General features: G+C 65.7%; 12 protein-coding genes. 4 read left to right on the top strand and 8 right to left on the bottom strand.

The window, feature by feature from the left end:
• Positions 1-20: 20 nt before the first annotated feature.
• From ACOYJQ_RS07200 to ACOYJQ_RS07190, 3 genes are read right to left on the bottom strand one after another with little or no spacing between them, the layout of a single operon-like run.
• Positions 21-1217, bottom strand: a complete 1197-nt coding sequence (locus tag ACOYJQ_RS07200) for an ABC transporter substrate-binding protein (RefSeq protein ID WP_433457362.1) — start codon at positions 1215-1217, stop codon at positions 21-23.
• A 37-nt stretch (positions 1218-1254) separates the two neighbouring features.
• Positions 1255-2070: a 2-keto-4-pentenoate hydratase gene (gene mhpD / locus ACOYJQ_RS07195; RefSeq protein WP_433457361.1), complete on the bottom strand. Its 816-nt coding sequence runs from the start codon at positions 2068-2070 to the stop codon at positions 1255-1257.
• Between the two features lie 34 nt (positions 2071-2104).
• Positions 2105-3844 (bottom strand): bifunctional 3-(3-hydroxy-phenyl)propionate/3-hydroxycinnamic acid hydroxylase, encoded by a 1740-nt coding sequence (locus ACOYJQ_RS07190; RefSeq protein ID WP_433457360.1) that lies wholly within the window; start codon positions 3842-3844, stop codon positions 2105-2107.
• 330 nt (positions 3845-4174) lie between these two features.
• Here ACOYJQ_RS07190 and ACOYJQ_RS07185 point away from each other — a divergent pair, with 330 nt between their 5' ends.
• Entirely contained in the window at positions 4175-4996 is an 822-nt protein-coding gene (locus ACOYJQ_RS07185) for a DNA-binding transcriptional regulator (RefSeq protein ID WP_433457359.1), read from the top strand.
• Between the two features lie 407 nt (positions 4997-5403).
• Positions 5404-6423 carry a hypothetical protein gene (locus tag ACOYJQ_RS07180; RefSeq protein ID WP_433457358.1) on the top strand — a complete coding sequence of 340 codons (1020 nt, stop codon included), beginning with the start codon at positions 5404-5406 and terminating at the stop codon, positions 6421-6423.
• A gap of 195 nt (positions 6424-6618) precedes the next feature.
• Here ACOYJQ_RS07180 and ilvC read toward each other — a convergent pair whose 3' ends face one another.
• Entirely contained in the window at positions 6619-7638 is a 1020-nt protein-coding gene (ilvC, locus tag ACOYJQ_RS07175; RefSeq protein ID WP_433457357.1) for a ketol-acid reductoisomerase, read from the bottom strand.
• Positions 7639-7898: 260 nt separating this feature from the next.
• Here ilvC and ACOYJQ_RS07170 point away from each other — a divergent pair, with 260 nt between their 5' ends.
• A complete protein-coding gene (locus ACOYJQ_RS07170) occupies positions 7899-8456 on the top strand; it encodes a DUF924 family protein (protein ID WP_433457356.1) in 558 nt (185 codons plus the stop codon).
• Positions 8457-8555: 99 nt separating this feature from the next.
• On the opposite strand, the gene ilvN is transcribed toward ACOYJQ_RS07170, so the two are convergent.
• The 4 genes from ilvN to ACOYJQ_RS07150 form a co-directional block, all read right to left on the bottom strand.
• Positions 8556-9089: an acetolactate synthase small subunit gene (ilvN, locus tag ACOYJQ_RS07165; RefSeq protein ID WP_433457355.1), complete on the bottom strand. Its 534-nt coding sequence runs from the start codon at positions 9087-9089 to the stop codon at positions 8556-8558.
• A gap of 158 nt (positions 9090-9247) precedes the next feature.
• Complete coding sequence (locus ACOYJQ_RS07160) at positions 9248-11008, bottom strand: acetolactate synthase 3 large subunit (protein WP_433457354.1); 1761 nt, start codon at positions 11006-11008, stop codon at positions 9248-9250.
• 251 nt (positions 11009-11259) lie between these two features.
• A complete protein-coding gene (locus ACOYJQ_RS07155; protein WP_433457353.1) occupies positions 11260-12009 on the bottom strand; it encodes an RlmE family RNA methyltransferase in 750 nt (249 codons plus the stop codon).
• Positions 12006-13163 carry a Ppx/GppA phosphatase family protein gene (locus ACOYJQ_RS07150; RefSeq protein WP_433457497.1) on the bottom strand — a complete coding sequence of 386 codons (1158 nt, stop codon included), beginning with the start codon at positions 13161-13163 and terminating at the stop codon, positions 12006-12008. The genes ACOYJQ_RS07155 and ACOYJQ_RS07150 overlap by 4 nt, the downstream gene beginning before the upstream one ends.
• A gap of 396 nt (positions 13164-13559) precedes the next feature.
• Between ACOYJQ_RS07150 and ACOYJQ_RS07145 the strand changes: the two genes are divergently transcribed.
• Positions 13560-14927, top strand: coding sequence for an MdtA/MuxA family multidrug efflux RND transporter periplasmic adaptor subunit (locus ACOYJQ_RS07145; RefSeq protein ID WP_433457352.1), 1368 nt, complete (start codon positions 13560-13562; stop codon positions 14925-14927).
• Positions 14928-14941 lie beyond the last annotated feature (14 nt).

The following is a 14941-nucleotide window of genomic DNA, read 5'->3' as shown; positions in this document are numbered from 1 at the left end:
CTTCCGCTGCGGCTCAGGTGTTACTGCGCCGTATCCCGGCTTTGCGGAAACTCATGGAATTCGACGTTGAAGAGCTTGTCGTCGACCTTCTCGACCTTGCGCACGTAGATCGTCTGCACGATGTCGCGGGTGGCCGTGTCGATCTCGAGCGGTCCGCGCGGGCTTTCGAACCTGATTCCCGCAAGGGCGGCGGTGAACTTCTCGCCGTCGGTGTCGCCGCCCGTCGCTTCCAGCGCCTTGTAGATCGCCGCGATGCCGTCATAGGCGGAGACCGAGAGGAAGTTGGGCCGCTTGTCGTTCGGATAGCTTTCCAGATATTCCTTCACGAAGGTTTCGTTGAGCGCCGACTTGTGCGCCATCGAGTAATGGCCGGTGGTGATGACGCCGATGGCCGGATCGCCGGTCGCCTCGATGGTCAGGTCGTCGGTGAGGTCGCCGGTGCCGAGCATCTCGACGCCTTCCGCCGCCAGGCCGCGCTGGTTGAAGCCCTTGATGAAGCCGATCGTCGCCTCGCCCGGCGGCAGCCAGGTGAACACGGCATCGGGCTTCGCGTCCTTGATGCGCTGGATGAAAGGGGCGAAATCGGGATTCTGGGCCGGCACGCGCACGCTGCCGATCACCTCGCCGCCGCCGGCGGTCAACCCGCGCACGAACGCCTTTTCGGCGTCATGGCCGGCGGTGACGTCGGCGACGAGCACGTAGACGCGCTTGCGGCCTGATTCCGCCGCGAAGCGGCCGGCGGGTTCGGTGATCTGCGGCAGGGTCTGCCCGACACGCACCATGTAGGGATGGGCCGCCGTGATGCCGGACGACGAGGCGTTCGTCACCACCATCGGCGTGCCCGACGACTTGGCGAGTGGCGCGACGGCCAGCGCCGAGGCGGTGAAGGCGAAGCCCGCCAGCACGTCCACCTTGTCGCGCACCAGAAGCTCCTGCGCCGCCTTCTTGGCCTTCTCCGGCGCGATGCCGCCGTCGTCCTTGATGACGAGCTCGATCTTCTTGCCCGCCACTGTATCGCCGTGCTGCTTGAGGAACAGGCGGATGCCGTTTTCCATCTGCCGCCCGTATTCCGTGAAGGTGCCGGACATCGGCAGCAGCAGGCCGATCTTGACCGTATCGCCGGCCGCCTGCGCCGCTGCGGTCATGCCGAGCGCCGCCGCGACGGCGAGCGCCGGCAGCGAAAGCAGGTGGCGGCGCAACATGCATTTGCGATTCATTGGGTGTTTCCTCCGTTTTTGTTGGTGCGCCCGATGCTCAGGCGCTTGCGGTTTCCGTGGCGGCCGGCCGGCCGAAAAGGGCGCGGACAACGCCGAGCCCGCCGATCGTGGCCTCGAACCGGTCGCCGGGGCCGACCTGCGCCATGGGGCCGAGCGCGCCCGTGAGCACGAGATCGCCGGCCTTGAGCGGCGTTCCCAGCAGGGCCATGCGGCGGGCGAGCCAGACGGCGGCGTTGAGCGGATGGCCGAGGCAGGCTGCGCCCGTGCCCGAGGAAACGACGGCTTCCCCGCGCGTCATCGTCATCGGAAGCAGCTTCAGGTCGAGCCCCGCGAGCGGCACCGGCACGGCGCCGAGCACCACGGCCGAGGAGGAGGCGTTGTCCGCCACCGTGTCATTGAAACGGATGTCCCAGTTCGCGATGCGGCTGCCGACGACCTCGACGGCCGGCAGCACGAATTCCACCGCGCGCACGAGATCGACGACGGTCGTGTCGGGAGCGGGCAGATCGCGCGCCAGCACAAGCGCGATTTCCGCTTCCGCCTTGGGCTGCAACAGCAGCGACCACGGAATTTCCTCATCGTCGCCAAAAACCGTGTCGGCGTAGATGACGCCGAAATCCGGCTGGTCGACGCCGAGCTGGCGCTGCACGGCCCTGGCGGTCAGGCCGATTTTCCGGCCCACGACACGCCTGCCCCTGCTCACCCAGTAATCGACATTGGCCTGCTGGACGGCGTAGGCGGTAACGCCGTCATCGTCGGGGATGCGCGAGCGCAGCGGCGCGATCGGCGTGCCGCTCGCCTCGGCCTGCCGCAATTCCCCGGCAAGGGTTTCGATCAGTTCCCGTGAAGCCATGACCATTCTTCCATCTGCATCGGCGGCGGGCGCGTCAGGCGACCTTCCGCCTCGCCTGCCACTCGTCGGAAGTTTCCGTAAACGCCAGCACCCTGACCAGCGCGCGCGACACTTCCGTCACCCGTTGCGGGGTGGCCGTGGCCGCGACCACGCGGTCGGGCCGCAGGAACACGACCGACTCCGGCCATGCGCCGAACCATTCCTTCAGGCGTCCCTGCGTATCGCCGACCTGCACGACGCCCTGGAACGGGTCCGTCCTGAAACCGAGCGCCTCGTCGGGACGCGCGCCGAGTTGCACGTCCGGCTTCACGCTGACGAACACCGCGCCCAACGATTCCCATATCGCCGCCTGATCTTCCGTCATGTACTGGCGCGGATTCGTGCTCCACGCGACGATGGCGAAGTTCGGCCCGATGACGTCGTCCAGGCGCCGGACATCGCCGGCGGCCGTCCTGACGCGGGGCTGGATGAAGAGCTTGCCGACCGGGCTGTTGCCGCGGGCGACGGAGGGCACCACCGCGCCCGCGTCGAACTTCGGCATCGGCTTGAAGCGCATTTCGAGGAAATAGCGCTGCACGGCGGGAAAATGGTTCAGCACCCTGGTCACGGCGTCGCGCAGCGTGCCGAGCCACGGATAGGGCGGGTTGAAGACCTTGCCGACCGTGACCGAAAGATCGATCATGGCCCTGGCATGCGTGCGCCTTTCCGCCTCATAGGTATCCAGCAGCGCGGGGCCGAGCTTGCCGCCCGCGACGAGGGCGAGCTTCCAGCCCAGATTGGCGGCGTCGCGCATGCCGCTGTTGTAGCCCTGCCCCTGCCACACCGGCATGATGTGGGCGGCATCCCCCGCCAGCAGCACGCGCCCCACCCGGAAGCGGCTCGCCAGCCGGGCGTTGTGGTTGTAGATGCGCTGGCGGATGAGCTTCACTTCCTCCGGCTTGTCCACGACCTTGGAGAGCAGCGCCTGCATGACGTCCGGGCGGCTGAAATGCTCCTCCGTCTCGCCGGGCATCACCATGAACTCGAAACGGCGCACCCCGTGCGGCAACGCCGCCGATACGTAGGGCCGCTGCGGATCGCAGCCCAGATAGATGTTCGGCGTGCCGACCGGATCGTTCTCGACATCGATGACGATCCACTGGTTCGGGGCCGTCTCGCCGTCGAACGTCACGCCGAGCGCCTCGCGCACGGGGCTGCGGCCGCCGTCGGCGCCCACAACGTAGTCGGCCTCGATCGTGAACGGGCCTTCCGGGCCGTTCACCGCGAGCGTCACCGTGTCGTCGTTCTGGGAAAGATGCGAGAAGGCCGCCCCGAACAGCGTGCGCACATGGGGAAAGCGCCCCAGGCTCTCGAACAGGATGCGATCCGCCTGCGGCTGGATGAAGGCGTTGCGGCGCGACCAGCCGAATTCGTCGGTGCGCGGCTCGATCGACGCCCAGCACCGCCCGGAGGCAGTCAGAAAGCGCATCCAGTGAAACGGCGTCGTATGAGGCTCGATCCTGTCGGCCACGCCGATGGCCTGCATGGTACGCAGGGCCTCGTCGTCGAGCCCGATGGCGCGCGGATAGTCGATCAGCTTCGGAAGCTGCTCGAGCACGATGGCGTTCACGCCGTAGATGCCGAGAAAATTGGCGATGGTCAGGCCCACGGGCCCGGCCCCCACGATCGCGACTTGCGTTTTCAGGACGGCGCCGGAAGGAGGCGCGCCGTTGCCTGCCGATGCGGCGGTTTTACTGACCACGGGCGTTTCCGGGAGCGGGCTCTCGCTGGACATGGCTCAATCCGTTATTCAAGCAAAGGGCGTCTTCTCCGGCCATCCGAAGCGGCCGGAAGAGGTCGGCGTCGATCGGGCCGACCGGCGGCGCGCACGGCCGGGAACCTGTCTCCCGCGGCCATGGGCGCCCGATGGCCGGCCGGTCGTCAACGGCTGGGGCGAGCGGGGTGCTTCATGCTGAAAACTCCCTGTAATTTCGTTGTCGGCACGCCGTCGGACGTGCGTTATTGATTGGCCGCAACCGTAGCGATCAACGGTTGACCGCACAAACGCTGCTTGCATTGTGTGCACCAGGTGCACCGACCTTTCCGCGCAAGGAACGCCGCCGCCATGACCGGGCAGAACACGGGCGCCTACAAACACGTGCAGGGGTTGAGCCGCGGGCTCGCCATCCTGCGCGCGCTCAACCGCGCGGAGGGCAACTGGGCCTCCATTCGCGAACTCAGCGAAGCCACCGGGCTGCACCGGACGACGGTGCGCCGCCTGCTGGAAACCTTGCAGGCGGAGGGGCTGGTGCGCCGCTCGCCCTCCGACGACAGCTATCGCCTCACTCTGGAGGTCCGGGCGCTGTCCGAGGGCTTCACCGACGACGAATGGATTTCGCAGGTGGCTTCGCCCGTTCTCGGGGAACTGCTGCAAAAGGTCGTGTGGCCATCGGACCTGACGACGCTGGACGGGCTGACCATGCGGATCAGGGAGACCACGCATCGCTTCAGCCCGCTGTCGTTCCACAGGGCCATGGTGCGGCGTTGCCTGCCGCTTCTGACCACGGCGGCGGGCCGGGCCTATCTCGCGTTCTGCCCGGACGCGGAGCGCGAGGACCTGCTCGACAGGCTGGAGGAAACGTTCGGCGGGCTGCCGGAATCGACGGGCGGGAGGCGCGCGCTCGTGACCATGCTGGAAAAATGCCGCGCGGCCGGATATGCGAGCAACCTCGGCGAATGGGAGACCGAACAGAAGTTCGTCGCCCTCGCGGTACCCGTGCTGCGCGGCCGGAAGGTGGCCGGCTGCATCAACATCGTCATGCTGAAACAGGCGATATCCATCGAGCAGGCGAAACGGCAACACCTCGCGACGCTCCAGAACGCCGCGCGCAAGATAGAACGGCATTTGAACGACAGCGACGGCCATCCCGCCGCCGCGCCGGCCTGAGCGCCGTCGAAACCGGGATCATATCACGCGTCGCGAAGTCCAATGCTTTCAATCGCAGGACACAAGTAAAAATGCGCACATGGATGCGGGAACGACATCTGTCAGTCACTCGATACTGAAACAAACATCATAATGGCTTCAGAGACGATTCCGACGCAACTTCATATCGGCAGGCGATCTGGGAAGGGATTCAGGCGCGACAGAAAATACGGCAAAATATGTCTTGCTATCTTTATGTATTTTGATAGTATTCTTCCGTGCTTTCCTATAGCTGACACTTTCCGGGACAGCACATAATTATTATATACATTGATATGCTTTTTCGTGCCACACGGCCGCCTGTTACATGATGTAACTTGCAAATGCGTAGCGCGGGGTCGGTCTTTGCTATAATTGAGGTCATTGAGATGAATATAACCAGTTCTTTTTTGAAGTTCTTTGGATGGCACGCTGAAGCTGCTTCCGGCACGGTACCCGCGAATTCCTCTTCGGACGGGCTGCCTCCGGCATCGGGACGTGTCGCCAAGCTGTACGAGAGCTTGGGCAAGGCATTTTCCATCATTCCCGGCTTCGGGAACAAACCCGGCAAGGCATTGGCCGACCGGGACGTGGAAATGCTGCCGATCAGCCCGAAGCTGGGCACGACGAGCCCCGAAGAACGCGTCGGGTCGCTCATGAGCAGGGCAGAGGCCCTGAGGGAACTCCCCTCCGCTCAAGGAAAGCTGGACTCCAACTACGCCATGAATGCGCTGCGGGTCCTGTCACGGGAATACCAGAACCAGACGGCGACGCCCGCATCTCAGCGGAAGATGATGGACGCCTTTCTCGCGCGTATAGAGGAACAACCGGAATGGAAGACGGCCCTGCTTGAGGCGCACCGGGACAGCCCCCACGATTTCGACGGCAAGTCTTACTTCGACGAGAACGTCTTCGCGAAGGAAGTCTCGGACAAGTACGACTTTGAGAAGGTCAATAAGGACTTGGCGAAAATTGATCCTGCGGACTACCGCGAGAAAGCAGCCGAACTTCTGCGCGCACCGCCGGCGGGTTGGGCTGGTCAGACTCTCGACAATGCGACAGTGACGATAAAAGCATATTCCGGCAATGACACGTTGACCACTGAAGGTGTCATAAGCGCATTGAAGCATATGGCGGAAAAATGCAAAGCTGAAGGCTACACAGACGCCGTTCAGAAATGGGTGGTGAGCGACGTCCTCGCGCAGGTGGAGCAAAGGCCGGAGTGGAAGGAAGCCCTGTTTGCCGCATATGATGACAATCCTGACTTCTTCGAGCAAAATGCTTTCGCGAAGGCGATTTTTGCCGACGTCTCGAAGGCGATAGACGCGAACGAAATCGAGGAAGCCCGGAGGTTGTTCGGCAAGCAAAGCTCAACTAAAAAACTCGAAGATGAAATAAATAAATCTTAAACAAAAATGCCTGCGCCCGCGCGTCTTAGAGCATTTCGGCGTTTCGTTGAAACGCAGAAATGCTCTATCTTATTGAATTGACGCGTTTTCTTAACGCAAAGCGGTATCCGCTTTGCTTGAAAACGCTTTAGTCGACAAAAAGTGGTATCCGCTTTTGCCGAGAGACGCGCGGGCGCGATGCGCCCGCGCGATCCGTCAGTTCTTCGTCTTGTCGACCAGCGCCTTTTCCTGAATCCACGGCATCATGGCGCGCAGCTTGGCGCCCACTTCCTCGATCTGGTGGGCGTTGTTGCGGGCGCGGGTGGCCTTGAACGAAGTCTGGTTGACCTTGTTCTCCAGCATCCAGTCGCGCGTGAACTTGCCGGACTGGATATCCTCCAGCACCCGCTTCATCTCCGCCTTCGTCTCCTTCGTGATGATGCGCGGGCCGGTGACGTATTCGCCGTATTCCGCCGTGTTGGAGATCGAATAGTTCATGTTGGCGATGCCGCCCTCGTAGATCAGGTCCACGATGAGCTTGGTCTCGTGCAGGCACTCGAAATAGGCCATCTCGGGCGCGTAGCCGGCTTCCACCAGCGTCTCGAAGCCGGCGCGGATCAGCTCGACGATGCCGCCGCACAGCACCACCTGCTCGCCGAAGAGGTCAGTCTCGCACTCTTCCTTGAAGGTCGTCTCGATGACGCCCGCACGGCCGCCGCCGTTCGCGGAGGCGTAGGACAGCGCGATGTCGTGGGCGTTGCCGGTCGCGTCCTGCGCGATGGCGATCAGCGTCGGCACGCCGCCGCCGCGCAGGTACTCGGAGCGCACCGTGTGGCCCGGCCCCTTGGGCGCCACCATCAGCACGTCGAGATCCTTGCGCGGCTCGATCAGGTTGAAATGCACGTTGAGGCCGTGCGCGAAGACGAGCGCCGCGCCTTCCTTGAGGTTGTCGCGCAGGCTCTCATTGTAGATATCGGCCTGCAACTCATCCGGCGTCAGCAGCATGACGACATCGGCCCACTTCGCCGCCTCGGTGGGGGTGAGCACCTTGAGGCCCTCGGCCTCGGCCTTCTTCGCGCTGGCGGACCCGGCGCGCAGGCCGACGGCGAGTTCCTTCACACCGGAGTCGCGCAGGTTGAGCGCGTGGGCGTGGCCCTGGCTGCCATAGCCGATGATCGCGACCTTCTTCCCCTTGATGAGATTGATGTCGGCGTCACGATCGTAATAAACACGCATAAGATGCCCTTTCCCTGGCAATATCGTTGTGGCAAAAGCGCCACGCACGGTTACTTTCCTTCCCGCCCCGCTGATAATGAGCGAAGGGCGGCATGGTCAAGCGGATTTCCGCCGCGCGCCGGGGCAATTTGCTCCGGCCGTTTGCTTGTGCATCAAATGTCTCCCGAAAACGGCACCCGTTGTCCGGTTTGATGCGCCATGAAAGCGCGATGCGGATGATGTAGGATGCCGTAGCATTGTTGTTTCACGGAGGAAATGCCATGACGGAAGCCATCGGGACGGTGCTCGCATTCTGGCGCGAGGCCGGCCCTTCCCTGTGGTTCGCGCGCGACGACGCGTTCGACGAGGCGGTGCGCGAGCGCTTCCTCACCCTTTACGAGACGCTGGCGGAAAACGAGCACATCCTCGACCGTCCCCATCCGTGGGAGGCGACGGCGGACGGCGCGCTGGCGCTCGCCATCGTGCTCGACCAGTTTCCCCGCCAGATATTCCGCGGCACGGCGCGCGCCTTCGCCGCGGACCCGCTGGCGCGCGCGGTCGCCCGCCGGTCGCTCCAGGCCGGATACGACCGGCAGGTGCCGGCCGAACTGCGCGGTTTCTTCTATTTGCCCTTCATGCATTCCGAAGACCTCGCCGACCAGGACCGCTGCGTCGCGCTCTACGAAGCGCTCGGCAACGCGGAAGGGTTGGAGTACGCCCGCATCCATCGCGACGCCATCGCCCGCTTCGGCCGCTTCCCCCACCGCAACCCGGCCCTGGGGCGCGAGACGACGCCCGAGGAACAGGCTTATCTCGACGACGGCGGTTTTTCCGGCTAGAGCGGTTTGCGTTCAAGCCGATTGATCGATTTGAACGCAAGTTGCGGTAAAACATGGAATTTGGAGCGGCATGACGATTTCACTTGAGTGCATGCCGCTCTAAAGCGGTTCCGCGCCCCGGCTCAACGCCGCGATGCCGGTGCGCGACACCTCGACCAGACCGCAGTCGGCCATCACGCTGATGAACCGTTCCACCTCTTCCGAGGTGCCGGTCAGCTCGAAGACGAACGAGGTCAGCGTGGCGTCGGCCGTTCTGGCGCCGAACGCCTGCGCCAGCCGCAGCGCTTCGACGCGCTCGTCGCCCTGCCCCGCGACCTTCAACAGCACCAGTTCGCGCTCCACCGCCGCGCCTTCCACCGTCAGGTCGGTGACCCTGTGCACCGGCACGAGGCGCGACAACTGCGCCTTGATCTGCTGGATCACCGCATGCGTGCCCGCCGTGACGATGGTGATGCGCGACAGGTGCGCCTCGTGCTGCGTTTCGGAGACGGTGAGGCTTTCGATGTTGTAGCCGCGTCCCGAGAACAGGCCGGCGATGCGCGCGAGCACGCCGGGCTCGTTGTCGACGATGATCGCGAGCGTGTGACGGGTCTCGGGCGTGGGCGGCGGCGCGTCGGAATAGATCGATGACATGGGAAGGATTCCGGTGGAAGGTTGCGGCGCTGGAGCACTCTCCGATTTCACGAAATCGGACAATGTTCCGCGATTCCTCAGGATGAGCGAATTCCCGTCGACCGGACGAACTCGTCCGGTCGGAAAGCGCTCTGAAGGCGAAAAATGTTTCATGGCGGTTACACCAGCGCCCTGCCCTTGTCGTCGATGACCGAGCCGATATCGGCGGCGGCGTCACCCAGCAGGATTTCGTTGTGCGCCTTGCCCGAGGGAATCATCGGGAAGCAGTTTTCGGCCGGGTCCACGATACAGTCGAAGATCACCGCGCCGGGCGTGTCGATCATGCGCACGATGGCGGCGTCGAGATCGTCCGCCCTGTCGCAGCGGATGCCGGTGGCGCCGTAAGCTTCGGCGAGCTTCACGAAATCGGGCAGCGCGTCGGAATAGCTTTCCGAGTAGCGCCCGCCATGCAGCAGTTCCTGCCACTGGCGCACCATGCCCATATATTCGTTGTTCAGGATGAAGATCTTCACCGGCAGCCGGTATTGCAGCGCCGTCGACATTTCCTGGATGTTCATCTGGATGGATGCCTCGCCCGCCACATCGATGACGAGCGCCTGCGGGTGGGCGATCTGCGCGCCGATGGCGGCGGGCAGGCCATAACCCATCGTGCCGAGCCCGCCCGAGGTCAGCCAGCGGTTGGGCTCCTCGAAATGCAGGAACTGCGCCGCCCACATCTGATGCTGGCCCACTTCCGTGCTGATGTAGCGGTCGCGGCCCTCGGTGAGCGCTTCGAGCCGCTCCAGCGCGTATTGCGGCTTGATGAACTTGCCGTCCTTGCGATAGGCGAGGCAGTTGCGCGCGCGCCAGCGGGCGATGTCCGCCCACCAGGGCGCGTAGCGCTCGCGGTCGATGGCGGGGGCGGTTTCCTTCCACACGCGCACCATGTCGCGCAGCACGTGGGCGCAATCGCCGACGATGCCGATATCGGCCTTCACCGTCTTGTTGATGGACGACGGGTCGATATCGATGTGGATCTTGCGCGCATGCGGGGCGAAGGCGTCCAGCCGGCCGGTGATGCGGTCGTCGAAGCGCGCGCCGACGGCGACGATGAGATCGGCGTCGTGCATGGCGAGATTGGCCTCGTAGGTGCCGTGCATGCCCAGCATGCCGAGGAACTGCGGGCTGGAGGCCGGGAAGGCGCCGAGCCCCATCAGTGTCGACGTCACGGGAAAGCCGGTGAGGCGCGCCAGCTCCCGCAGCAGCGCCGAAGCCTCCGGCCCGGCATTGATCACGCCGCCGCCTGTATAGAAGACCGGCCGGCGCGCGCGCGTCATCAATTCCACGGCGGCATTGATGCGCACGGGGTCGCCCTGCACCTTCGGCCGATAGGTCTTGTGCTGGTTGTCGGCGAGCCGCGCGTAGGCGCCGCTGTCGAACTGGATGTTCTTCGGGATGTCGACCACCACCGGGCCGGGCCGGCCGTGGCTGGCCACATAGAACGCCTCGTGCAGGATGCGCGGCAGGTCGGCCACGTCCTTCACCAGATAATTGTGCTTGGTGCAATGGCGGGTGATGCCCACCGTATCCGCCTCCTGAAAGGCGTCGGAGCCGATGAGGTAGGTCGGCACCTGCCCGGTGATGACGACGAGCGGGATCGAATCCATCATGGCGTCGGTGAGGCCGGTGACGGCGTTCGTCGCGCCGGGGCCGGAGGTGACGAGCACGCAGCCGACCTTGCCGGACGCGCGCGCATAGCCCTCCGCCGCATGCACCGCGGCCTGCTCGTGGCGCACGAGAATGTGACGAACCTTGTCCTGCTGAAACAATGCGTCGTAAATCGGGAGAACGGCGCCGCCGGGATAGCCGAAAATATGCTCGACGCCCTGGTCCTGCAAAGCGCGTATCACCATCTCCGCGCCGGTAATCGTCTCACTCATCGCCTCAACACTCCGTCTTTGCTTGTCGGCTTCTGTTCGGTGGCGATCCGTTTCAGGCAACAAAAAAGGGCCCCGAAGGACCCTTGTGCGCCATCAACCGGACCAGCAGGTCATCCCTGCTCCGTCGATGGCGCCCCCGATACGATAAGGTTCGTGTGCATGATGCCCGTGCCTTCCTTAAAGTTGCTGAAAAACTAGCCCGGACGCAACGATCGGTCAAGCCATCTTCTTCGATTATTGTGCGCGCCCGATCATGCCCCGTCGTCGGGCGTGATGGGTGTCGCCGCCGCGCCGCGATAGCCGGTCGCGAGTACATAAAGCTCGGCCGAATCGCTGCGGCTCGCCGCCGGCTTGACGTGGCGCACCACGGCGAAATCGCGTTTGAGATCGGCAAGCAGCGCGTTTTCCGTGCCGCCCTGCAACACCTTGGCGAGAAACACGCCGCCGGGCGACAGCACCTGGCGCGCGAAATCGAGCGCTGTTTCGGCCAGCCCCATGATCTTCAGGTGATCCGTCTTCTTGTGGCCGGTCGCGTTCGCCGCCATGTCGGACAGCACGATGTCCGCCGGCCCGCCGAGCAGCGCGATCAGCCGTTCCGGCGCTTCGGGCGCGAGAAAGTCGAGCTGGATGAAGTCCACGCCCGGCAGCGGCTCGATCTCCAGCAGGTCGATGCCGACGACGCGGCCCTTGCCGGCGCCCACGCCCACCTTCTGCGCCGCCACCTGCGACCAGCCGCCGGGTGCGGCGCCGAGATCGACGACGCGCTGGCCAGACTTGAGCAGCTTGTATTTCTCGTCGATCTCCAGCAGCTTGAACGCCGCGCGCGAACGATAGCCCTCGCGCCTGGCCCGCGCCACATAAGGATCGTTCAACTGGCGCTCCAGCCAGCGCGCGGAGGCGAGGGAGCGCTTGGCCGCGGTCTTCACGCGCACCTTCAGCGCCCGGGCACCTTCACTCTTGCCGCCGCTCTTGCCGCCGCCCTTCCCGCTGCCTGCGCTCACGCCCGCGGCCTCCTGTTCCACACGTTGTCCTCGCGCATCATGTTGAGGAGAATGCCCTCGCGCAACCCCCTGTCGGCGATGCGCAGACGGCGGCTGGGGAAAGCGCGGCGGATAGCCTCCAGAATGGCGCACCCCGCCAGCACGAGATCCGCCCGGTCGTTCCCGATACACGGATTGGCGATCCGCTCCTCGTAGGAGCAGTTCAGCAGGCTGGCGATGACCTTGCTCACGTCGCGGTCGTTCATCCACAGACCGTCGACCTGCCGCCGGTCATAGCGCGGCAGGTCGAGATAAACGCCTGCGATGGTGGTGACGGTGCCGGAGGTGCCGAGCAGGTGAAACCCCTTCATGCGCGAGGCATCGCGCGCGCGCCAGGCGAACGGGGCCAGGTGGCGCTCCACCTCGCCGACCATCGCCGCGAAGGCGGCCGGCGTGACGTCGACGCCGCCGAAACGCTCCGCCAGCGAGACGACGCCGAGCGGCAGAGATTCCCACGCCCGCACGCCGTGGCCGCCGGCATGCTTGCCGCGGGCGTCGTCGCGACGCGGAGAAGCGCCCGCGCCCGCGTGAGGCTGTCGGTCCCGCCCATGCGCCGCTTCGGCGCGACCGCGGCCCCATCGCCGGCGGACGCTGGTCCAGACGAGTTCCGTCGAGCCGCCGCCGATGTCGAACACAAGAACGCTCTCGGCCTCGGGATCGGCCAGCCCCGTGCAACCGCTGACGGCGAGCAGCGCTTCGGTCTCGCGGTTCACGATCTCCAGCGCGAGCCCCGTCTCGCTCTCGACGCGGTCGATGAAATCCTGCCCGTTGGCGGCGGCCCGGCACGCCTCGGTGGCGATGAGGCGCGCGCGCCCCACGCGGCGGGCGTCCATCTTGGCGCGGCACACCTTCAGCGCGTCGATGGCGCGGGAAATGGCGTCCTCACCCAGCCGGTTCACGTTGGTGAGACCCTCGCCCAGACGCACGATTCGCGAAAAGGCGTCGATCACGCGGAAACTGTCGTAGGTGGGCTCCGCCACCAGCAGGCGGCAATTGTTCGTGCCGAGATCGAGCGCGGCATAGGTGCGGGCGCCGCGCTCGCTTTCCTTCTGCCACAGGGGCGTGCGAGCACGGGTTGCGCGGGCCATGCCAGCACCCGCGCCGGCCGGCTCCATCAGCACCGCCGCGCCGTTGATCGCCGCGCTCTGCATCCCCGCGCCATGCCGCTGATACCCATCAGTCAGCTCGGCCGTGGCCCTGTTATAGCTGCCCACAGCTTCATCGTTGACCGTCACGGCCCTGTTCCTGTCGGAATGCCTCCGGCGCGGTCAGCCAGTGCCGCGCGGCGCCGGATCATCCCGGTATTACTCGTTACCGTCACACTAGCAGCCCACGCATCGCATTGCCAAGCCCCATTTCTGCCCCGCTTGCGGCCGCATCTCGCGGCAAGATGAGCAAATCTTAATCTTGCCGAAACCGGAAAAGCCTTGATCGAACAAGCGGCCCGAGGCCATAGCTCTTGCGCGGGACAAGCGGTCCCGGCCGGACGGAAGCGATTGGGAGAGCGAGGAATGCTGTCACCCGCAGGGCCGCAGCAGCAGGAGGCCGATGCGCGGCATGCCGCGCACCTTGCCGCCGACGCACGCGGCGACGGCCGGCGACGGCCGTGGCTCGTGCGCATCGTCTGGCTGCTGCTGCTCGCCGCCGCGACAGGCGCGATCGTCTTCTTCCTGCGGCCAGCCGAGGACGCGCGCACCGCGGGCGCCCCCTTCGGCCCGCGCTCCGGCCAGCCCGCCGCCATGCCGGTAGGCGCGGCGGCCGTCGCCCGGTCCGATATTCCCGTTACCGTGCAAGCGCTTGGCACGGTCACGCCGCTCGCCACCGTCGTCGCCCGCACGCGGGTCGCGGGTCAGATCACCCGCGTCGCCTTCACGGAAGGGCAACAGGTGGAGAAGGGTGACCTGCTCGCCGAGGTCGACGCGCGCCCCTACCAGATCGCGCTCGATCAGGCGAGAAGCCAGCTCGCGCGCGACGAGGCGGAACTGGCGAACGCGAGGACCGATCTCGCGCGCTATCAGGCGCTGGCGCGCCAGAACGCCATCGCGCGCCAGCAGCTCGACGCGCAGCAGGCCACCGTCCGCCAGCTTGAGGCGACCGTCAAGGCGAGCGCCGCCGCCGTGCGCACGGCCGAACTCAATCTGGAATACACGCGCACCACCGCGCCGATCGCCGGCCGCGCCGGCCTGCGCCAGATCGACGAGGGCAACTACGCCCAGACCGGCGACGCCGGCGGCCTCGTCACCATCACCCAGATGAGGCCGATCTCGGTGCTGTTCAGCGTGCCCGAGGATCAGGCGCCGGCGATCAACCGCCGCCTCGCCGGCGGCGAGGCGCTGCCCGTCGCGCTCTACGACCGCAATCGCACCGGCAAGCTCGCGGAAGGCCGGCTGTCGACCATCGACAACCAGATCGACACGACCACCGGCACGGTGCGCCTGCGCGCCGTCTTCGACAACGCGGACGAAGCGCTGTTTCCCAACCAGTTCGTCAATGTCGAACTGCGCGTCGACACGGTGCGCGATGCCGTCGTCATTCCCGCCACCGCGCGACTGACCGGCAGGCCCGGCACCTACACCTGGCTCATCGACCGCGAGAACCGCACCGTCGCCATCCGTCCCGTCGCCACCGGCTTTTCCACCGCCGATCTGGTGCAGGTTCTCGACGGCCTGCAACCGGGCGATCTCGTCGTGACCGATGGCTCCGACCGGCTGCGCGAGGGCATGCAGGTCGCGTTGCCGGGCGAACGGCCCGCCGCTCCGGCGGCCGCACCCGCCACCGCCCGGACGCGCCAGGGCGGCCCCGGCCCCCGCGGTTCCGGCCCCGGCAATTCCGGCGAAGAGCGGCCGCGCCGCGGGCCGCCCGGCCCGCCGCCCCAGTGAAGCCGGATGTGACG

This window comes from Pseudochelatococcus sp. (assembly GCF_050946405.1).
Lineage (GTDB): Bacteria > Pseudomonadota > Alphaproteobacteria > Rhizobiales > Beijerinckiaceae > Pseudochelatococcus.
Note: the sequence above shows the minus strand (reverse complement) of the source record. Positions and strands in the feature narration are given on the sequence as shown.